The sequence below is a fragment of the Ktedonosporobacter rubrisoli genome, from assembly GCF_004208415.1.
GTDB lineage: Bacteria > Chloroflexota > Ktedonobacteria > Ktedonobacterales > Ktedonobacteraceae > Ktedonosporobacter > Ktedonosporobacter rubrisoli.
The window spans coordinates 1,677,044-1,696,298 of the sequence record NZ_CP035758.1 but is presented as its reverse complement, the minus strand read 5'-3'; the positions used below and the strand labels follow the sequence as shown (position 1 = coordinate 1,696,298).

Sequence of the window (19,255 nt, the reverse complement as noted above, 5' to 3'; positions counted from 1 at the left end):
AAAACCTCCTCATTCTACCAGCGCGGACTTATGTTGGCTTAACAGAGACATCAATTGAAGCCCATCTGGCATATGTGCAATAGGCGACTGCGCAAGTTCTCTTGAGAGACGACGACAAACGCATTCTGCTACAAGGGAAGATCAAAGTCGATAATACTCTCGCACAGTTGAACCAGTTCAGCTCCGACCACCCGATGTTCGGGATGAGGGGCATATGCTTGTAAATGGGTTTCATCAACAAAGCGCATAGCAAAGCCATAGGTATAGCCCTTATTATTCGATTCGTTCTTATTTGCTCCCGCGTCCACCTCAAGGATGCCCGGAACTTTGTGTTGCAGATCTTTGACATGATCAAGTGCTATCTGTATTTGTGCGAGAGAAACCTCTGGTTTGGGTCGCAACAGTACAACATGAAGAATCATACGTATTGAACTTTTCCTTTCATTGGCATGCAGCTTTGGGCATATTCCGCAATAGCCGTTGCATGTGGCTCTCCACTATATTTCTCTTGGATCGCGTTAGCTAATGTGATAAAGCGAGGAAGAATAGAGTTATTTCCTGTTACAAGGGCAGTGTCAATAGATCTAAACGCATATTTCTGTGCCTCTTCTAATTCCCCTAAAGCAATATAAGTTCGTGCCAGGTCATAGAAAGCACTTGCTTGACGATTCGCAGATAACTCTTCTATGTTCCTCGTAGAAAGTATTTCATAAGCTTTCCTTGCTTGTCCCAATGCAAGCCAATTATTTCCGCCAAACATAGAGATGCTGAGGATACTAAAATCAGTGAAGTAGGGATCATCATTTTGTGGTGTTTGCGGAATCTGAATGGCAATATCCATTGCTTCAGCCATAAGAACTTCACACTTTGGTCTATCTTCCTGCCGAGCAGCAATTGATGACATTACTAGAGCAATCCAACCACGCAAAGCTTGACATATATGTGTCTTTTGATACACATCCTCAAAAAATTGAGAAGCCTTGCTCAGATCATGATATTCTCTTAGATACAAATGTGCTAGATGGCCTACAGCGGCCGCTTCAAGAAAAACGTCTCCGCTATTTCGTGCTGCTGCAATAGCCATTTCATTCAATGTCTTCAATCGGGCCAGATCACTTCTCTTATGGGGATTCAGACGGGCGATAAGTTGAGTTTGAGCGAGAAGCCTCCATAATTCTCGCCTCAGTTTCTCGTTAGAGGTGATTTCAAGCGTACCTTGGATCGTCTCGATATGCGTTTTCAAGCCTTGCGCAATTGAGATATCTCCACGACGCTGCATCGCTCGAAATTGATGGGTGATGATAGCAAGATTGCCTATAGAAGCCTCCGAGGCACCCGGAAGACTGCTATTATCACTCTCATAGTGTAGATCCTGTGTTGCTATTAATCCGGTACTCACCATTCCAAGTGTGAATAAGAAATCACGTCGAGACTGATCCATGTTTTGCCCCTTCTGTTCTGGCTTAATGCTTGCTTTTTCCTCTAGTATACCTGGTGATTGAGCAAGCATCCAGGACAAGACAACCTCGTTTTTGGGGATAGAGGCAGCTTGAGGCGCAAAAATTTCTTGTACAGGAAGCGAATGAGATATCTCTTTCAACAGCCTTTGCGTCTCTGCTGAGAGCTCAAGTCCCTCCTCCACGAAATACGCTCGCGCCTGTTCATAATAGGCAATAGCCTCAGTTCTCATTCCCGCACGCTGCAAAAAGGCCAGCTGTGCACAGAGAGCGGCTTCATCAAGCGGATAGAGTGCAGCCAGGTCACGGTATATCTTCTCAGCGCTCCAGAGCATCCCTTGCTGCTCATAGATGTGGCCCAGGGCCAGGTAACAGCTTTTCTTTTCTCTCTCAACTGCGGCGCAGATGGCATGATGCCATTGTCCCGTCTCACCTTCTAGCGCTTCGCCGCGCCCAAAGAGCTTACAGGCCTCCTCCAACAAGGGTAAGGCTTGCTTCCTCTCAAGTCGTTCAGCTTTCTGCATCAGGGTTTCAGCCGCTTCCAGGTCGCTCCAGATGTAGGTTTGATCGGCCAGCCGGTAGCTAACGCTACTGGTGGTGATAGCCTCCTTGCCAAAAAGCTGGCGGATCTTATAGGCGCATTTGTGCAGATAGTGATCTGTGGTCACGTCGTCCCTGCCCGCTGGTAAGACATCGCGGATCAACTGTTCGCGGGAAAGGCAGCGCCCGGGAGTGCAGAGCAGGCGCCTGAAGAGCGGGCGCGCATAAGTTGAGCCCCAGGCCGGGGCATCGATGGGTTCCCAGACATCTTGCTCGTTCTTCCTCTCAACCTGAAATATACCAAGCAAGCGGACAGATACATGCACAAGTGGATCTTCCTTGCCAACCATCTATTCATCCTCCCAACAAATTTCACATGTTCTCTGTAATATATTTCGATATCTTGCTCTCTATTCTAACATATCTTTTCTTCTCTTCCCACCTTTTCTCTCAGAAATCATCACAGTAAGCATTCCATATCCGGGCTCTCCACACCTATATATGCTTCTGCTAGATCTATGAAGAGCTCTCCATAGATCGATTGCAAGCAAAAAGGATGTATGAGAAATCATGAATCATCGTGAGAATATTGCCGGGCCATCAGGGCCTACCCTTTCCCAGATTCTCTGGGCACTGCAACAGCTCAATCGGGCCCACCAGGCCTATGCACTCGCCTTGCCAGCTGAGTTGCGGCGGCAGATCGCCAGCGTTTTCAGCACACACTATCGCTGGCTCTTGCGCGAGCATGTCAATTTCGGCTTTGACACTTCTCAGCAACTCTACTTCTTACATCTCCCAGCCATCACACCGGAGGACAACAACTCATGAACAGAGCTGAAGAATCAGGAGAGACTATTCAGGGGCAGGCGCACCAACACGCATCGACGCCACAGCCGAGCCAGGTAGACCAATTGCGCGCCCAGATCGAGGCCGAGCTGACATCTATGCAACAAGGGCTCAGTGGATTGGCCTCGGGCACGGCTCGCCATAGCATAATCTCGGCCAAATTGCGCCGCGTCGATCACCTCACCGTCCATCTGTCCCGCTGCGTCGGCAAGGAAGCTGCCACAGAGATAAACTGCCAGGCCTATATGCGCGTCTTCGCTGCGCAGGAGGAGACACCACATGATGAATGAGGTGATGGAGCTCGTTCTGTGGGCGCTCAATGCCACCTTTCGTCTTGGCAACGTCACCCAGGATATCCCCATGATGAAAGGCTCCTTTGCGCTCTTTGATGCCTGCTTAGCTTATTTCAAGCTGCACCAGATCGCCATCATTTACGACGAAGAAAAGGACCTTTACGTCTTTATCGATCCCAAGACGAGCAAGGAAGTCACTTCGCCGCTGAGAAGGGAGGAATAGGAACGCAAAAATCTGCTTGTCCGGCTTGTCCGCTAGGAAAGCGATACACATCAGAGACCATTTTCTTTTGACCTCTCATTTGGGGTCCTGGCCTTTCCAGCGGGTCAGGACCTCTTTTCTCTTTGGGAAACTTCGGACAAAGGCCATTTGAGTTGAAAAGCCACAATGCAATGTGGGCATGGAGAAAGAGGTGTTAAAATCGAGGGAGAATAATCGTTGCCAAAGCCAGCAGAGATAAAAAGGAAAGGATGGGACTATACTATGCCTGAAGCGAATGCTCATCTTATCGCTCTCTACCGAAAACTGGCAAGAGGCTACGATCAGGGCAATTTCCATGGGCTAAAAGCATGGAGGGAAGAAGCGCTTAAACGGCTCAATTTGAGGCATGGTGATCTGGTGGTGGATCTTGGCTGTGGCACTGGCCTGAATTTTCCCAGATTGCAAGAAGCGGTAGGCCCACAAGGCAGAATTATTGGTGTGGATCTAACCGATGCCATGCTTGAGCAAGCCAGACAGCGCGTGGTCGCCGCAGGCTGGAAGAACGTGGAACTGGTGCAAGCAGATGCAGCCTCCTACGAGTTTCCGGCAGAGGTTTCCGGTATCCTCTCAACCTTTGCGCTGACCTTTATACCGCAGGCGGAGATAGTCATCCAGCATGGCAGCAAGGCTTTAGCCCTTGGCGGACGCTGGGTCGTGTTGGACATGGCCTGGCCAGATAATGTGCCCATGTGGGGCCATCATCTATTGTTTTTCTTAGGTTTGTCTCGCTATGGCATCACGGGAAAAGTGCTCAAACGCCGCCCCTGGCAGACTGTCTGGAATACTATGCAGCAGGAACTGAGCGAGACCGAGCGGCAATCCTTCTGGAAGGGGTTCTTCTATCTGGCCTGGGGAAAACGCCCTGACGCGCCAGCTTAACGAAATTGCCCAACTGAGGTGCACGAATAGTGGCATCCCCGGCTTCCTGCTTGCCACCGTGCATCCTTTGAACCTGTCAGCCATGCAGACGGAAGCTCAGTGCTCAGCGCTAATGGCTCAATGGAACAAGCCAGTTAGAACAAGCTAGAGCTCGGGGATCTTAACGAGACGCAAGACGTTCTCAGCTATATACACCAGCACCTTTTCGCGCTCGGCTGGTCTGAGCGCCGAGAGGGGCTTGGCCGGGTCATTGACAGCCTGGAAGGCCTGCAATGCGTGATCATGGAGGAGACTGCACAATCTGACGAACACGGGAAGAATTGTGGTACCACCGGACGCAGCGCGTGCTAAAAGCCTGGGCAGCTCGTACTGAGTAATAAAGTCGGAGGCCAGGAAATCAGTGCTCAGGAGCAGGATGGCCACGCGCGAGCTCTCAAGCGCCTCCTGTAGCTCCTCTTGTCGCAGCGCGCCCGCGACAATTCTTGTATCGCTCCATAGATCAATAATCCCCGTACGCTCAATGGGCTTGAGAAATGGCTCCAAACGCTCCAGCCATATCTTATCCTTACGGCTATAGCAGACAAAAACTTTGCTCTGCGACAGAGCTGGACTTTTGCCAGCTTCGCGGGCCAGAGCTGTGAGAGATTGCTGCTTGAGGTAGAAGGCGAGCTGAGGATCGTCGATAACCAGCATTTGCGCAAGCTCATCAAAAAAGAGGTGGTTCGCACAGGCCGGACAGTCGCGATATAGCCGATCCATCCAGCGCTCATTGAGGAAACGGGCGATGCTATGGGCCATCATTGGCTGCGCAGCCTTAAGCTCGGGCAAGGAAAGAAAGCCTTCCTCGCTGCCAGCCAGCTCCTTTAAAAAACGCAGCGTTGTACCATTCCGTGAGCCACCTAGCATCACAAACTGCTTAACCGTCTGCGCAAATTTAGGCTTTAGGCCGGCCATCGTCTGCTCAATTGACGCGCTCATAGCGTAAGATATTTCGCGCAAGCGCGCCTGCGTTCGCTCAATACGCTCGCACGCACAAATATCGTAGCAGAGATATTGTGCGATATTCAGACTGCCACTGGCTGCGAAAGCTATCTCTGTTTTGCGCGCAAAGCGAATATTGAGCGCAGTCTCGCCCTGCTCGATCATGCGTAAAATTAGCTCATTGTCCACCAGGCCAAGCTTAAATACATCTATACGTGTGGCCAGGTCAAAAGCTACATCCACAAGGGATTGCCCGGTTTTGGGAATGCCCACAATGACCAGTTTTTTATCTTCTGGCTCAGTATCGGCCAGAAATTTTAAATAGTCGATTAGCTCTGTCCGTAAGCCAGCATCCAAGCGATGAAAATCATCAATAATAACCGTGCCTCTATGCCAGCTCGCCAGGGTTTGCAGCCTTGCACAGTGCTCGGGATTGCGCGCGCTGAATAGCTGTAAGCTCATAGCGCTGCCAGCTCGCCGCCAGGCAGCAGCCAGAGACTCGATAGCTTTTTTTACAGCCGTCGTTTTGCCGATACCCGATGGCCCCTCGATAACCACGCCACGACCAGGCTGGGCCAGGGCAAGCTTTAAATGCAGAAAATCTTCGCGCTCCACAAATGTTACTTGAGGAATGCCTGATCTCTTGAAGACCTCATAAAGCTGGTATTGATCAGGCTTGCTTGCGGGCACAGGACCTACAGCAGGCATTTTCCCAGTGGAAGGTGAGCGAGAACTCGTGGCATTTCTCTTTTCTACAACTGGCGTTTCAAACTCATCTCTTTCATCCTCTATAGGCGCCGTTCTAAGCTCGTCTTCATCATATTCTGCCGTTGGCATAGGAGAACGTGGCACATCTATCCAGCCCTCCAAGCTGCCCTCTTCATCAGGCGTAGTCCTGAATGTACTCTCATACTCCTCCTGCAGCACAGTATCTGCCACATATTTTTCATATTCTTCATCCATTGCTTTAGCAGCTTGTACTTCCTCGCAGACTCGACGAATACCCCTGGCAATCTCCATGAAAGCCTGATCTTGATTCTCCCATAATGATACAGGCCTTCCATTGTGGGGAAGGGCCGGCAAATCAGCAAGGAAAGTATGTGTCCAGTCAACAGGACGCACGAGGATGGGGAGCATCCGAACCTTGCCAGTCGCATACTTTTGCAGAATACGATCCAATTCTGCATTAGCTATATCGTTTGAAGCTATAAAATTAGCGCTGACAAGCATAAGAATGATATCAGCACTCTCCAGCTGCCTCTTGATTTCCTCTTGAGAGTTAGCTCCCACTGGGATACGGCTATCATCCCAGACATCAATCATGTTCCGGCGCATTAATGGAGCTAAATGTGCTAACAAACGATACGAGAGATCGGTATCTTGATAAGAAAAGCTACAAAAGATTTTGATAGGAGGTGACTCACGTCTCTTGAGCAAATCTGCAAACCATTGCTTATCAAATTTCAAACCTGGTGCTCCCAGCTTCCAGAGCTTCTCGGCTTCGGCACGTTCCTGTCCTTGCGTAAAGGCACCCTCGGATAGCAGGATCTCGATCAGCCTGGACAGTACATGCAGGCTTGGCCGTGATTCCCCAGACTCCCAGCGCATCAAGGCCATTACTCCCACTTCAAGCTCTTTGGCCAGCTCTTCCAACGAGAGCCCGACCCGCTCGCGCAACCTCTTTAACTCTTTCCCAAACTCAAGTGCATCTGAATCGCTCATCTTCTATATTCTCTTCTTGCTATATCATTTTTAATGCATAGAATTATAGGAAGCAACCGAACCTTATATAGACAGTCCAATCCCTGATATGTTCTCTTCTTTTAACCCCTGGCTCTATTAGCCCGTATTTCCTCACAGATCTGACGAATTTCTCCCGCTATCTGCAGGAAGGCCTCATCTTCGTTCTGCCATAACGTTACCGGCTTTTGGTTGGTGGGAAGAGGCTGCAATTTAGCCAGAGGAGTGTTTTGCCAATCCACAGGACGCAGGAGAATGGGAAGCACGCGGGCCTGACCTGCCTCGTGCCTGCGCATGATGTCCGGCAATTCTCTATTTGCTATAAAATCGGAGGCCAGAAATGCCGGGCTTACCAGCAGAAGAAAAAGATCTGCGCTCTCGATTTGGGCATTGATTTCCGTGATCCAGCTAGAGCCCGGAGCAATATCGCGATCATGCCATAGCGCGATGATACCCTGACGTTCTAAGGGGGCTAAATACTGCTGCAGAAGATCCAGAAAACGAGCATCTGTATGAATATAGCTACAAAAGATCTTGACAGGAGATGCTTTGGGTCGCTCAAGCAAGCCTGCAAACCATGTCGCGTCAAACTCTGCCCCCAGTTTCCAGAGCCTTTCCGCCTCCGCACGCTCCTGTCCAGCCGTAAACGCACCTTTGGATAACATGACCTCAATTAACCGGGAAAGCAGATACAGGCGTGGCCGTAATTCGCCAGCCTCCCAACTTGCTATGACCGATGCTTCTACTTCAAGCTCCCTGGCCAGCTCATCCCGCGAAAGCCCAGTTCGCTCACGCAGTCCCTTTAACTCTTTCCCAAACTCAAGTGCATCTGAATCGTCCATCTTCTATATCCTCTTCTTGCTATATCCAATTAACAGAAACAAAAGATGCCTAAGCTCGGGTCGAGCACCTACTACTATACTGCTTGCTAGCTTATACGTAGCTCTTTATACACGTTTCTCTAAGCTTAACAAAATTCGAGCATGTGGAATTAAGAATAAACCTTTTTACCGCTATCAATTATACACCAGATTATTCCATTTTTGGCCTTCTAAGACAAAAATACTATTCTTCTTCCCTCTAGACTTTGGTCTGGCCCGAGCAATCTCCACCGAGCACGCTCCAACGTAAAGTTCAGCCAGCCTATCTAAAAAAAACCGTACCAACGAACAGCGCTTCTCTGGCCCTTGGAACAGTGGCTAACAAACCTGCTGATGCTACCATTAAAGCAGGCACTTTGAATATCCTGCAGATTTGCATCCTCTCTTCTTAGAGAGACGAGAAAGGAGCCGCATTTATGAAATTCGTCGAGTTGACACTAGCTACCACGGAGCTTGCTGCACAAAGAAACTTTTATACTTCCCACTTGTCGCTGCCCCTGCTTGCCGAGACGGAGCAGAGCTTTACAGTTCTCGTAGGTCAGAGCAAGCTCACTTTCCAGGCGACAACACAGCCAGATGTGAATTATCATTTTGCTTTCAATATTCCATCCAATCAATTTGCGCAGGCTAAACAGTGGCTACAAGAGCGCGTTACCTTGCTCAAAGAAGGCGATAAAGATGAGTTTAATTCAAGCTTTTGGCCTGGACATCAGATCTATTTTCGCGATGCAGCCAACAATATTCTTGAGTTGATCGCGCCAGAAGAGCTTCCCAGCGAGGCAGAGGGCTTGTTTGGGTCCCAGAGCCTGTTGAACATCAGTGAAATTGGCCTGCCTGTTCCCAATGTCCTGGAAAGTGCTGCTTTCCTGGAAGACCATTTTGTCCACAATCGCTTTCATGGCCGTGGCAGCGCTACTTTTGCCCCGGTGGGCGACCTCATTAGCCGTTGTATAGTGGTAAAGATTGGGCATCACTGGCTCCCCACAAATACTGCTGCTGTCGTCGCTCCTGTGCATGCGATTTTACAGGGCAACATACAGCAGCGATTTCGGGTCGCTGATCTTCCCTACAGCTTTGAGATTAGTCCAGCTAGCCAGGCAGGCCCCGATTAGCATTGGCTGATCTCTTTTTCTCTCATCTGGCTCTTTAGCTGCTTCGCAAGCTTCTGGTACACTGAAATTAACAAGATAAGCGGAAGTTCCCGTTTCAGTAGGGATGAAAGCGTAATACAAACCTCACTTCCTCCGATCCTCTTAGATAAAGGTTTGTGGAAAGGAAATAGAGCTATGATGAAGATTGAGCCCGTTACCCTGCAAGGGCGTATTGTGCGCCTGGAGCCTCTACGCTTGGAGCATGCCGGTGAGCTATACGAAGCCAGCCAGGACCCGAGCCTGTGGACTTATAAGCCAACGCCACAACCACGCTCGCTTGCTGAAATGGAGCAATTCATTGCCTCTGTTCTCCGCGACCAGCAAGCGGGCAAATGCCTGCCATTCGCCATCATCAGCCTTGAACGTGGCTGCGTCGTAGGCTCAACCCGCTATCATAGTTTTCAGCTTCACGATTACGGGCTAGAAATTGGCTGGACCTGGCTTACACCGACCGTTCAGCGCACCGGGGTAAATACCGAATGCAAATATCTGCTCCTGCGCCACGCCTTCGAAGTGATGGAAGCCATTCGCGTTCAGCTGCGCACCCACCATCTCAATACCAACTCACAGCGCGCCATCGCCCGCCTGGGTGCCGTCAAAGAGGGCGTGCTGCGCAACCACCTCATCATGCCCGATGGCTCCTACCGCCATTCGGTCTACTACAGCATTATCCAGAGCGAATGGCCTGCCGTCAAAGCAAGGCTCGAAGCCATGATGCAGCGTTAGGAAGTTATCTTCCATCCAGGCTTAGCTAGCATATACTGCATGCGATATATGCTCAGGTCCTTTTTGCACCTCTGCTTCCTCATCCACTACCGAGAAAGAAGCGCTTCATACATATTTAATGAAAAGTTTCAAATGTATTTCCAATGAAGCTTTAATGTGCCTCTGCTATCCTACTCCATGCCTGATAGGTAACTCTCTAAGGCTCAAAGAAACAAGAAATTTGATCGAAAAATACAGTATATAGGTTTCGTCTTATCCTTTGGACGAGGACAAAGTATACAATGAAAAAAACGATTGTTTCAGCAATAATTATAGGAATTTTTGTTCTTTACTGCTTTCTTCACACCCAGGCCAACCCTGTTGCTATTGTACCGGCAGCCACACCTGCCACGCGCTCCTCGTTGTCATCCGCACCAACCTCTACTTCAACTCCAGCGCCAGACACAACACCAGGAGCAACCAGCACATCGGGTTCACCCTATAAGGATGGTACATATACGGGAAGCCTGGCCGATGCACAATGGGGCACGGTACAGATCCAGGCAGTCATTCAGAACGGAAAAATAACCAATGTGCAGTTTTTGCAGTACCCCAATGAGCGCAACCGCTCAATCGAGATCAATAGATACGCAGATCCACAACTCGTAAGTGAGGCGATTCAGGCACAAAGTACCAAAGTCGATATTGTGAGCGGGGCCACCGATACGAGCGAGGCCTTCATACAATCGCTTTCGAATGCACTTTCACAGGCGCAGGTATAACATATGAAACAACTTCAACTGCTAATGGGCATGCCCATTAGCATAGAGATACTTGACGCCAGAGCCACAGAAACTGATATAGAAAGAATCTTCGCCTTCTTTCGCTCCATCGATGCGATCTTTAGCACTTACAAAGAAGAGAGTGAGATCTCAAAGCTCAATCGGGGCGAGCTGGCTGAAGAGGCATATAGCGGTATCGTAAAAACGATTCTGGCGTTGAGCGAGCAAACCAGGCAAGAAACTCAGGGCTACTTCAACATCGAGCATGATGGCCTTATCGACCCTTCTGGTATCGTCAAGGGTTGGGCCATTTTACAGGCGGCACAAATGCTCAAAGAGGCGGGGTATGTCAATTATTACATTGATGCTGGTGGCGATATTCAGGTAGCGGGTACAAAAAATGGCAATCCCTGGCGCATCGGTATCCGTAACCCATTCAAGCGGGATGAGATCGTAAAAGTGCTGGCAATCACAGACAAGGGAGTAGCCACTTCTGGTACCGCTATCCGCGGGCAGCACATCTATAATCCCCATCAGCCCCAGAAGCCACTTCAGGATGTTTTAAGCCTGACAGTAATTGGCCCCAATGTGTATGAGGCTGATCGCTTCGCCACAGCGGCTTTCGCCATGGGGAAAAGAGGCATCTACTTTATAGAACGGTTAGCGGGGTTTGAGGGGTATATGATCGACTCTTCGGCACGGGCAACGTATACCAGCGGCTTTGAAAGGTTTGTATTGAACGATGACAAATTTTCTTGATTACGTTCTGGATCGAATTACCATGTATCGCCTTGTGTTATATGTCCTGATAGGGCTGATCGGTATAGCAGCAATCCTTGCGTACTTTCACCAGTTCTCTTTCTCGCCCCTGGCGCTGCTGCTCTCAAGCGCGTTTCTCATCGTAATGTGCTGGGCAGCCAATGCGCTGCTCGCCGCTATCTTCGCAGTTCCGACCAATGTGGAATCGGTCTATATCACCGCACTCATCCTTGCCCTGATCATCGATCCTGTCAAATCGTCAACTGATTTCCCACTTCTGGGCTGGGCCGCGATTCTAGCCATGTCATCCAAATATGTGCTCTCACTTTACAAAAAGCATCTCTTCAACCCCGCTGCTATTGCCGTCGTCATTACTGCCTTTACGCTTCGATATTCGGCAAGCTGGTGGGTGGGAACAGCAAGTATGCTGCCAGCTGTGCTGATTGGCGGCTTTCTCATCGTGCGTAAACTGCGCGAGGAAAGGATTGTTGGTATCTTCATTCTAACCGCGCTTGTAACCATCTGTCTCGTCAGCATTGCACAAGGTCTACCTCTCCTCAAAGAACTACAACAATTGCTTGTGGAGTCGCCGCTCTTTTTCTTCGCCGCAATTATGTTTACAGAACCGCTAACCATGCCAGCCACGCAAAAGCTGAGGGAAATCTATGCCATTATTGTTGGCGTACTCATGATTCCTCAAATACATCTTGGCCCAATCTACTCCACTCCCGAGATAGCGCTGGTTATTGGCAACCTCTACGCCTATCTCGTCAGTCCCAAGCACAAAGTCATGCTCAAACTGAGTAGGAAAAAGGCTGTTGCCTCCAACATTATAGACTTCGTTTTTAAACCATCTCACCGCCTGTCATTTAAACCAGGGCAGTATATGGAGTTTACCCTTGCGCACGTAAAGCCAGACAGTAGAGGCAATCGCCGCTATTTTACGCTAGCTTCATCGCCAACCGAGGAAAATCTCCACCTGGGAGTTCGCTTTTACCCTGGAGGCAGCAGCTTCAAGAGCGCTTTATCAAGACTGAATAACCGGACTACATTACTCGCAGGCCAGCTCGCGGGCGACTTTACGCTACCCCAAACTCCTGAGCAAAAGCTGGTTTTCATCGCAGGCGGAATCGGTATTACCCCGTTCAGAAGCATGTTGAAATACCTTATCGACATGCAGGAGCCGCGCGATATTGTTCTTTTCTACGCAAATAAAACAGTGGATGAAATCGCCTATACTGATGTTTTGGCGCAAGCGCAAACGCAGCTCGGCATCCGGGTCTTTTACACGCTTACCGATACCGAAGCTATTCCTGGCAACTGGCATGGCCTCACAGGCCGCATCAATGTTGACATACTTCGTAAACTGGTTCCCGACTATCAAGAGCGCAGCTTTTATCTCTCTGGTCCTCCAGACATGGTAAGGGCAACCGAGCAGGTGCTTAAAAATATGCAAGTTCATCCCAAACAGATAAAGAAAGACTTTTTCCCCGGGCTGGTTTAGAGTAACTTTTTACTTGCCCTAATCAGCTTTGACTTCGCCGCTGGCCAGCTGGCTCTTGATCAGGCGTGCATAATAGCGATTCTGTCGCAAGAGCTGTTCATGGGTTCCGCGCTCGATCAGCATGCCGTCTTCCAGCACCAGGATACAATCAGCATTGCGAATCGTGCTAAGGCGATGAGCAATGATAATCTGGGTGCAGGGCAGTACGCTAAGATTCTGCTCAACCTTGTGCTCGGTCACCACATCCAGGGCGCTAGTAGCTTCATCGAGCAGCAGTATCGAAGGCGCACCGGCCAGCGCACGTGCCAGGGCCAGGCGCTGCCGCTGACCACCAGAGAGCGCACTTCCACCCTCCGAGACGTAGGTCTCGTAGCCCATGGGCATCTTCATGATATCTTCGTGCAGATCAGCCAGCTGGGCCACCTTAATGATACGTTCAAGGCTAATATCGGGGGCATTGAAAGCAATATTTTGCCGGATCGAGCCGCTAAAAACATTGGCATCCTGCATCACAACGCCAAATTGGGAACGCACGGCCTGGTAATTGAGAAAGCGCAGCGGTATGCCATCATAGAAAATCTCGCCCTCACCAGGCAGGCTCAAGCCCAGCAGCAAGCGGCCAAGCGTACTTTTTCCCGAGCCGCTGCGCCCCACAATAGCGATTTTCTTGCCTGGCTCAATTTCAAGCGAGATATCTTTGAGAACTTTAGACGAATTCACATCGTATTGGTAACTATTCAGGTGGGTCAGGAGAAAGCAGGAAGAACAGGGGTCCCTGAAAATAGGTGATCGAAGGCAGAGAACAGTGCAATGCCTTGCTTTCGCAACGTGGAGAGGTAACTGCGAATGCGACAGAACATAGCAATTCCCAGCTCGGTGCGGAAGCAGCCAGAGACTTTTTGCTGCACCTTGATCATGCGCAGGTCGCGCTCGGCCTGGTTGTTGTCAAACGGCACAGCAAAATCATGGAGGAACCGAAGCACCTCCCACTTTCTCTGAGAGAAACGATCCAGCAGGTTACGGGCCGGGCTTTGTTTGGCTCGTCCTGGGAGTCGTTTTCCCTGTGCTGACTTCTTGGGTGGACCCGGCGGTGGATGAGCGAGATAGCCTTCTGCCAGGATCTCATCATAGCGACAAAGCAAGCGTGCGAGCACGAGCAAATCCAATTGTGGCTGACCATGTGTTTTCGCTCGCTCCACCTCAGCCTTCATGTCGAGCAACAGCTCTTTCATCGCTCTCGCCCAGACTTGTCCTAGTTCTTCCTCGATAAAGGTCAGCTCTCGCAGATGATGGACATTGCATAAGGCTTGGGTAAAGCAGTAGCTCTGATAGCTCTGCAACCCATCATGAACACTGGTGCCACGAAACTGTGGAGCGATGCCAATGGCATCAAGGGCCACCCGTCCCCGACTCGGATGAGCCGCATAATAGGTCAGCCGAGCCGTCGAGCAGACATGCACCCACCAGCCCTCTGTGCCGACCCGCATCCCGGTTTCATCCTGATTGAGTACCTTGGCCTTGACCACAGCCGCTCTCAGACGAGTTTCGACCTCCTCCAACTGATGGTAACAGGTTTTGACAAAGCTAGCGATGCTGCCCGCCGAGAGTTGGACTCCCAGCAATTCCTGCAAGAGTTGACTAGCGCGAGCATAAGGCAGAGCCTGACCTTGCACCAAATAGGTGGCGAGCGTTTGGATGCCTCTTCCATACTGTGTTGGAGCCTTCACGCTCGCTGGAAAAGACGCTCGTGTCAGGTGATAACATACGGGGCATTGCTTTTCTTCCACGCGATGCTCCTTGATCCAGAGCCGTTGGCTGGGCAAGTCAATCACCTGGCGTCGTTCTGGTAGAGCTGCTGGAAGGCCACTGAGATCACGGTGACAGTGGGAACAGGCAAGAACTGGATGCACGAGGATCTCATCAGGCGTCTGGACCTGGCGCAGATGATGTCCTCGATGGCCTTTTTGTCCTCCAGGTTTCTTGCCACTCGGCTGCCGCAAGCTCTTAGGAACACGAACAAAGCGATCTGAAGAAGGTGGGAGGCTGCTGTTATGACTATCTTTGGCCACCTGCCCTTCCAAGGCTTTGATGTGCTCTTGCTGGGAGGCAATCACTCCTTCCAGTTCCTTGATCTGCTTGTGCAGCGAACCAATGGCCTGGATGGACTCCCGCACACACTCATGTAAGGTGCGATTGGTATGTCGTAGCGCGTCATTCTCTTGTCGCAGCTGCTCCAACTCGTCATCCTTGTTCATAAGCCTACTCTAGCAGATTGACAGCTCTCTCCGCAACTACCTAGCCCATCTGAATAGTTACTCGTATTGAAAGCCTACATGCTCCAGACGAATACGCCCGGAGAGCCGAGGAGGCTTCTGGACGCGCTGCACATCCTGCTCCGGCTGTGCATCAAGAATATCGGCGATCCGCTCAAGGTGCGAGCTGACAATCTGCAATTGCTGGCCACTGCTGACCAGCGAGGCCAGAGGAGCCAGAAACGAGGCCGCCAGAGCATTGAGCGCTAGCATAGTTCCTTCGTCCATCTTGCCCTGCACTACCTGGATGGCTCCTACCCAGAGCAGGACGAGCGGGGAGAGCGTTTGCAGGGTCAGCATAAAGGTGTTGACGACTGAGGAGAAGTAGCCTCGGCGAATAGATGAGTTGAGCTGATTGAAGAACAGGTTTGACCAGTGACCATAGGCTCGCTGCTCCGCGCCCATGGCCTTGAGCGTCGTCATGCCAGTCAGCAATTCATTCACATACCCCTGTGTCTTGCCAGTTGCCTCTAATTCGCGACGTGTCAATGTGCGCATGAGTCCATTGGTTGCCAATAATAGCACGACCTGAACTAGCCCGATGGCAAAAACGAAGCCTCCAAAGATCATGGATTGCGAGAGTAGAATGATAAGATAGACGATGACAAGGCTGCCATCCAGAAAAGCTGAGACAAGCTGGTTGCTGATCATATCCCGTACAATTGTATTGCTGTTGAGACGCGAAAGGATATCGCCGCTTGAGCGTTTTTGAAAGAAGTGAGGAGGGAGGGTCAGCATATGTTCAAGGAAAGCTGGCATGATATGGCTATCGATGCGAGCCTGAAGATAAACCAGCAACGAAGCTCGCAGGAGCATAATGATAAGTTGGGCCAGCAACACAAGCAGGAGTCCCGAGCCAAGTAGCGGCAAAATATCTAGTGCGCGAAACGGGATAATTTTATCCACCACAACCTTTGTTAACAGAGGCACGGCCAGGCCAAAAAGCTGCAGTAGCAGGGAGGCAAGAACGATCTGGGCAAGTATTATGGGAGCACGTTTGATGTATTGCAGCACATAGGTATATAAGCTTACTTGTGGAGCTCCTGTATGGCGCACAAACTGTGTACCTGGCTCCAGCATAATCACTACGCCGGTAAAGCCCTGGTCAAATTCCTCTCCGCTTAAGCGCCTATGCCCCATAGCGGGATCGACAACATCAACATTATTAGGTGTCCAGCGCTCAACAATGATAAAATGATTGAACTGCCAGTGAATGATAGCGGGTAGGCTTACAAAACGAAAATTGTTATCTTTAAGCGAGACCGCACGTACCCGTAAGCCATAATCGCGTGCAGCGTCCACAATGTTCAGAGCCGAAAGTCCATCTCTGCCAACCCCATAACGCTCGCTTATCTCTGAGATGCTGGTTTTACGGCCATAGTAGCGCAGAATCATCGCCAGGCAGGCGGCCCCGCATTCGACCTCGCTCATTTGTAACATGGCCGGCACACGCCTCCGGAACTGACTACGCAGGCAGCCAGCATTGGTGCCACGTTTTGGTGCCGGGCTGGCTGCTCCTTTCGGCTTCTTCTTCGCTGGCGACGGCTCGGCCAGTGGTTCCAGACCGGTTGTATGGCGGCGCACAGCCTGCTCACGATGCTCAATCACGTCAGCAACTACAGGAGAGGAATCGTGCGCTATCGGCCCCAATCCTGACAGGGCAGCCATGCGTAAGCGGCTACCTTCCGGCTGAGGTGACCCATTCTGCGCTTGAGATTGCTTCATGTACGGTAACCCTCCAATTATTGCAAAAATGAAAGCACCTGCTGTGTACCAACCTGCACCTGGGCCTTGACAATACTGCCAGCATAAGTACGCACAGAAACCGCTGGCCCCAGCCTTGTCGTTACCGCTATCGCTGGTTGCGTAATGACCTGGGCCGCGCTACTCCCCAGGGCAAAGCGCTGCTGAGCGTCTTGTGGGCTTATGGCGCCTGGTGTGACTGTCTCGATTTTACTTGTCACACGAGGTCCGCTGGCGCCAAGCTGGATCTGAACTCGCATGCCTGGATGCAAGTGTGCAGTGGACGCAGGAAAAAATATAACGGCTTCTGCTTCGCTATTCGTAGCAATCTTTGCTGGCTGTAGCACAACTCCTTGCGCACTCGCGTAAGCAGGAATATCCAGGGTCCAGAGGAGCAGGCCAATAAGTAATACAAATATACCCAGGCTCCAAAAAAAGGCAAAGATGAATGGAGAAACTAGCTGTGGAAGAACATCCTGTTCACGTCTTTGAGCATAGTAGCGCAAGGCATTTTCGCGAAAAATTTGGCGGCGACGCGGATTAAGCATAGATAATCACCTTTTTAAATAAGCTATAATGAGCTCTACCGATTAAATCGTCACAATAGAAGAAAAATAGGTGAAAATTTCTTTTTTCCTTAGAATATGCTTCTCAGTCTGATATTGCATAACAGGTCTAGATATAGAGCAGATGGATAAATAGGCATCCTTGCCAGAGCGACGAAAAGGAGCACTTCCCGGAAAAGTTCCGAGAAAGTGCTAAGACAACTATAAGACAGAAGTAAGACCCTGGTATGTCAACTACGGTGCCATGCTTTAGCTATTACAAGAGAATACCCTACCAACTGCAGTAGCAAGAGCAATGCCAATCGCAAGAGCAATGATGATGGTGGTGATGGCAGCCACAATGGTGATGGTGATGCTCACGCCAGGCACCATTTATATCTCCCAACTCTTGCCGATCCAGCTCTACAGCGTTATCGAGTTCGGGCTGCTTCTGCTCATCAACCTGCTCATTAGCTTTGGCGAAAAGTTTCATTGTTCCTGTCCTTTCTTACTTTCCCCTACGTTTTTTGTGGACTCTTATAGATTTTTCAGTCCGCGGGATTTCTCCCGCGTTCATGCCTCTAGTGTACTTGCTTCCAATAAAGTTATGTAGCATTTTACTCACATTTTCATTGTGAATTATCTCATAGTACATAATCCAACTTCTCTAATTTGATACATCTGTATATCTAAAATTATAAATTTGTCTTAAGCGCCTAAAATATTCGATGCTCCATTAGTAGGTCTTTCCAGCCCTGATTGTTCCGCTTTCCGGTGGTGGCGCAGCAGAGAAGACATGATGGGACAGAGCTCTATTCTGCAGATTAAGGGCAATTCGCGCGATCGCGACGTCTTACCCTTCACTATCCCATTTTGGAGAAGTGGAAAGCTCTGACGGCAATAGCAGGTCGCTTGCAAAGCTGTCGGCAATAATATAGAATCTCTACAGGCACTAGCCAGTGTCTGCATGACTGTTCTACGCAAAGAAAGGGGGCTCTTGATGGAAAACACCTACACCTTAGGAGCTTATGGCTTTTTTTCCTCCCCTTCACATTTTAGAAAGGACTGTCATGACAGCACGAGCACTAACCTTGCTTCGTTTACATATCGAGGCCGTCTGGGGCATACAACTGCCTCCCCTTACCCATCATACTGTTGAGCTTTTAGCAGAAGGGAAACAGCCTTCCTGGAAGCTCTATGCCGCAGAAATAGCAAACACCCAGCTAGCCATCTACCGTCCCGACATCGCCCTCTCTGAGCGAGAAGCCTTGTTTGCGCGCGCCAGGCAAGCATTAGCCTGTCCACCTACCGCGTATGCTGATCCGCAACATATCAGTCGAGAGGTTGCGCTTGAGCAGGTAGCCAAACCGAGCATAAGTATGGCCACGGCTCAGCGCATGGCCCGTCTGCTTACCTTGACCGATCAGGAGGCGGTGGATCGCTTTGAGCCCGGTGAGGTTGAGTACTACTTCCACTCCGAGCGCCGTCCACTCGTTGGGGTTATCGTAGAAGGACGCTTGCTCTGCATTGCCCATAGTTCCCGCCGTACAGCTCAAGCCTGCGAGCTGGGCATTGAAACCTTGCCCGAGGCACGCCGCCGGGGCTACGCGCTCGCGGCTACCTTGCTTTGGGCAGATGCCGTAGCCCGGGAAGGACTTATATCTTTCTACAGCGCCTCAGCCACGAATACTGCATCCCTACGCCTGGCGGCGGCCGCCGGCTACCGAGCCTTTGCTCAGGGTGTAACTATCGACGGCTGACAGAGCAACTACAAAGGTCCGGTTGCGCAAGCTGAGGAATCGGTGACCTCCTGCCCTGCCGGGCTAAGGTTCATTCGTAAAAAAGAGAAGTCTCCTTCAGACCATCAAAAACGCA

The 19,255-nt window shown here is 50.4% G+C and carries 19 protein-coding genes; 11 read left to right on the top strand and 8 right to left on the bottom strand.

All coding sequences use genetic code 11. The features are described from left to right. Positions 1–128 precede the first annotated feature (128 nt). Together EPA93_RS07800 and EPA93_RS07795 are read right to left on the bottom strand one after the other, a co-directional pair. Positions 129–422, bottom strand: coding sequence for a Dabb family protein (locus tag EPA93_RS07800; protein ID WP_129886514.1), 294 nt, complete (start codon positions 420–422; stop codon positions 129–131). Beyond that, the gene (locus tag EPA93_RS07795) at positions 419–2,347 is read right to left on the bottom strand and encodes an AfsR/SARP family transcriptional regulator (RefSeq protein WP_129886513.1); all 1,929 of its coding nucleotides are present in this window, start codon (positions 2,345–2,347) and stop codon (positions 419–421) included. The genes EPA93_RS07800 and EPA93_RS07795 overlap by 4 nt, the downstream gene beginning before the upstream one ends. Before the next feature lie 220 nt (positions 2,348–2,567). Between EPA93_RS07795 and EPA93_RS07790 the strand changes: the two genes are divergently transcribed. The 4 genes from EPA93_RS07790 (at position 2,568) to EPA93_RS07775 (ending at position 4,277) form a co-directional block, all read left to right on the top strand. Further along, positions 2,568–2,825, top strand: a complete 258-nt coding sequence (locus EPA93_RS07790; RefSeq protein WP_129886512.1) for a hypothetical protein — start codon at positions 2,568–2,570, stop codon at positions 2,823–2,825. Further along, positions 2,822–3,133 carry a hypothetical protein gene (locus EPA93_RS07785; protein ID WP_129886511.1) on the top strand — a complete coding sequence of 104 codons (312 nt, stop codon included), beginning with the start codon at positions 2,822–2,824 and terminating at the stop codon, positions 3,131–3,133. Before EPA93_RS07790 ends, EPA93_RS07785 begins: the two co-directional genes overlap by 4 nt. Next, positions 3,123–3,359, top strand: coding sequence for a hypothetical protein (locus EPA93_RS07780; RefSeq protein ID WP_129886510.1), 237 nt, complete (start codon positions 3,123–3,125; stop codon positions 3,357–3,359). The genes EPA93_RS07785 and EPA93_RS07780 overlap by 11 nt, the downstream gene beginning before the upstream one ends. A gap of 261 nt (positions 3,360–3,620) precedes the next feature. Continuing rightward, positions 3,621–4,277 (top strand): class I SAM-dependent methyltransferase, encoded by a 657-nt coding sequence (locus tag EPA93_RS07775; protein WP_129886509.1) that lies wholly within the window; start codon positions 3,621–3,623, stop codon positions 4,275–4,277. A gap of 144 nt (positions 4,278–4,421) precedes the next feature. Here the strand turns inward: EPA93_RS07775 and EPA93_RS07770 are convergent, their stop codons facing one another. After that, positions 4,422–6,980, bottom strand: a complete 2,559-nt coding sequence (locus tag EPA93_RS07770) for a TIR domain-containing protein (RefSeq protein ID WP_129886508.1) — start codon at positions 6,978–6,980, stop codon at positions 4,422–4,424. 101 nt (positions 6,981–7,081) lie between these two features. Next, positions 7,082–7,840, bottom strand: a complete 759-nt coding sequence (locus EPA93_RS07765; protein WP_129886507.1) for a TIR domain-containing protein — start codon at positions 7,838–7,840, stop codon at positions 7,082–7,084. Between the two features lie 455 nt (positions 7,841–8,295). Here EPA93_RS07765 and EPA93_RS07760 point away from each other — a divergent pair, with 455 nt between their 5' ends. The 5 genes from EPA93_RS07760 to EPA93_RS07740 all read left to right on the top strand — a co-directional run bounded on the left by EPA93_RS07760 (position 8,296) and on the right by EPA93_RS07740 (position 12,780). Then, a complete protein-coding gene (locus EPA93_RS07760) occupies positions 8,296–8,991 on the top strand; it encodes a VOC family protein (RefSeq protein WP_129886506.1) in 696 nt (231 codons plus the stop codon). 174 nt (positions 8,992–9,165) lie between these two features. Next, positions 9,166–9,756: a GNAT family N-acetyltransferase gene (locus EPA93_RS07755; RefSeq protein ID WP_129886505.1), complete on the top strand. Its 591-nt coding sequence runs from the start codon at positions 9,166–9,168 to the stop codon at positions 9,754–9,756. Between the two features lie 281 nt (positions 9,757–10,037). Further along, entirely contained in the window at positions 10,038–10,517 is a 480-nt protein-coding gene (locus EPA93_RS07750) for an FMN-binding protein (protein ID WP_129886504.1), read from the top strand. Between the two features lie 3 nt (positions 10,518–10,520). Further along, complete coding sequence (locus tag EPA93_RS07745; RefSeq protein ID WP_129886503.1) at positions 10,521–11,276, top strand: FAD:protein FMN transferase; 756 nt, start codon at positions 10,521–10,523, stop codon at positions 11,274–11,276. Beyond that, a complete protein-coding gene (locus tag EPA93_RS07740) occupies positions 11,260–12,780 on the top strand; it encodes an FAD-dependent oxidoreductase (RefSeq protein ID WP_129886502.1) in 1,521 nt (506 codons plus the stop codon). Before EPA93_RS07745 ends, EPA93_RS07740 begins: the two co-directional genes overlap by 17 nt. Before the next feature lie 18 nt (positions 12,781–12,798). Here the strand turns inward: EPA93_RS07740 and EPA93_RS07735 are convergent, their stop codons facing one another. From EPA93_RS07735 to EPA93_RS07720, 4 genes are read right to left on the bottom strand one after another with little or no spacing between them, the layout of a single operon-like run. Further along, entirely contained in the window at positions 12,799–13,500 is a 702-nt protein-coding gene (locus EPA93_RS07735) for an ATP-binding cassette domain-containing protein (protein ID WP_207229477.1), read from the bottom strand. A gap of 26 nt (positions 13,501–13,526) precedes the next feature. Further along, entirely contained in the window at positions 13,527–15,035 is a 1,509-nt protein-coding gene (gene tnpC / locus EPA93_RS07730) for an IS66 family transposase (protein WP_129886188.1), read from the bottom strand. 57 nt (positions 15,036–15,092) lie between these two features. Continuing rightward, positions 15,093–16,817 (bottom strand): peptidase domain-containing ABC transporter, encoded by a 1,725-nt coding sequence (locus EPA93_RS07725; RefSeq protein ID WP_129886500.1) that lies wholly within the window; start codon positions 16,815–16,817, stop codon positions 15,093–15,095. Positions 16,818–16,834: 17 nt separating this feature from the next. Further along, positions 16,835–17,383: a hypothetical protein gene (locus EPA93_RS07720; protein WP_129886499.1), complete on the bottom strand. Its 549-nt coding sequence runs from the start codon at positions 17,381–17,383 to the stop codon at positions 16,835–16,837. A 313-nt stretch (positions 17,384–17,696) separates the two neighbouring features. Here EPA93_RS07720 and EPA93_RS07715 point away from each other — a divergent pair, with 313 nt between their 5' ends. Continuing rightward, positions 17,697–17,993 (top strand): hypothetical protein, encoded by a 297-nt coding sequence (locus EPA93_RS07715; RefSeq protein ID WP_129886498.1) that lies wholly within the window; start codon positions 17,697–17,699, stop codon positions 17,991–17,993. A 457-nt stretch (positions 17,994–18,450) separates the two neighbouring features. Continuing rightward, on the top strand, positions 18,451–19,140 hold the full coding sequence (locus EPA93_RS07710) for a GNAT family N-acetyltransferase (RefSeq protein ID WP_165422948.1): 690 nt from the start codon (positions 18,451–18,453) through the stop codon (positions 19,138–19,140). Positions 19,141–19,255: the final 115 nt, after the last annotated feature.

Bases quoted from the DNA above. Each gene is read 5' to 3' on its own strand.
- EPA93_RS07800 (WP_129886514.1), bottom strand. From the start codon at position 422: ATGATTCTTCATGTTGTACTGTTGCGACCCAAACCAGAGGTTTCTCTC.
- EPA93_RS07720 (WP_129886499.1), bottom strand. From the start codon at position 17,383: ATGCTTAATCCGCGTCGCCGCCAAATTTTTCGCGAAAATGCCTTGCGC.
- EPA93_RS07725 (WP_129886500.1), bottom strand. From the start codon at position 16,817: ATGAAGCAATCTCAAGCGCAGAATGGGTCACCTCAGCCGGAAGGTAGC.
- EPA93_RS07715 (WP_129886498.1), top strand. From the start codon at position 17,697: ATGCCAATCGCAAGAGCAATGATGATGGTGGTGATGGCAGCCACAATG.
- EPA93_RS07780 (WP_129886510.1), top strand. From the start codon at position 3,123: ATGATGAATGAGGTGATGGAGCTCGTTCTGTGGGCGCTCAATGCCACC.
- EPA93_RS07785 (WP_129886511.1), top strand. From the start codon at position 2,822: ATGAACAGAGCTGAAGAATCAGGAGAGACTATTCAGGGGCAGGCGCAC.
- EPA93_RS07775 (WP_129886509.1), top strand. From the start codon at position 3,621: ATGCCTGAAGCGAATGCTCATCTTATCGCTCTCTACCGAAAACTGGCA.
- EPA93_RS07765 (WP_129886507.1), bottom strand. From the start codon at position 7,840: ATGGACGATTCAGATGCACTTGAGTTTGGGAAAGAGTTAAAGGGACTG.
- EPA93_RS07750 (WP_129886504.1), top strand. From the start codon at position 10,038: ATGAAAAAAACGATTGTTTCAGCAATAATTATAGGAATTTTTGTTCTT.
- EPA93_RS07740 (WP_129886502.1), top strand. From the start codon at position 11,260: ATGACAAATTTTCTTGATTACGTTCTGGATCGAATTACCATGTATCGC.
- EPA93_RS07760 (WP_129886506.1), top strand. From the start codon at position 8,296: ATGAAATTCGTCGAGTTGACACTAGCTACCACGGAGCTTGCTGCACAA.
- EPA93_RS07795 (WP_129886513.1), bottom strand. From the start codon at position 2,347: ATGGTTGGCAAGGAAGATCCACTTGTGCATGTATCTGTCCGCTTGCTT.
- EPA93_RS07755 (WP_129886505.1), top strand. From the start codon at position 9,166: ATGATGAAGATTGAGCCCGTTACCCTGCAAGGGCGTATTGTGCGCCTG.
- tnpC (WP_129886188.1), bottom strand. From the start codon at position 15,035: ATGAACAAGGATGACGAGTTGGAGCAGCTGCGACAAGAGAATGACGCG.
- EPA93_RS07770 (WP_129886508.1), bottom strand. From the start codon at position 6,980: ATGAGCGATTCAGATGCACTTGAGTTTGGGAAAGAGTTAAAGAGGTTG.
- EPA93_RS07710 (WP_165422948.1), top strand. From the start codon at position 18,451: ATGACAGCACGAGCACTAACCTTGCTTCGTTTACATATCGAGGCCGTC.
- EPA93_RS07790 (WP_129886512.1), top strand. From the start codon at position 2,568: ATGAATCATCGTGAGAATATTGCCGGGCCATCAGGGCCTACCCTTTCC.
- EPA93_RS07745 (WP_129886503.1), top strand. From the start codon at position 10,521: ATGAAACAACTTCAACTGCTAATGGGCATGCCCATTAGCATAGAGATA.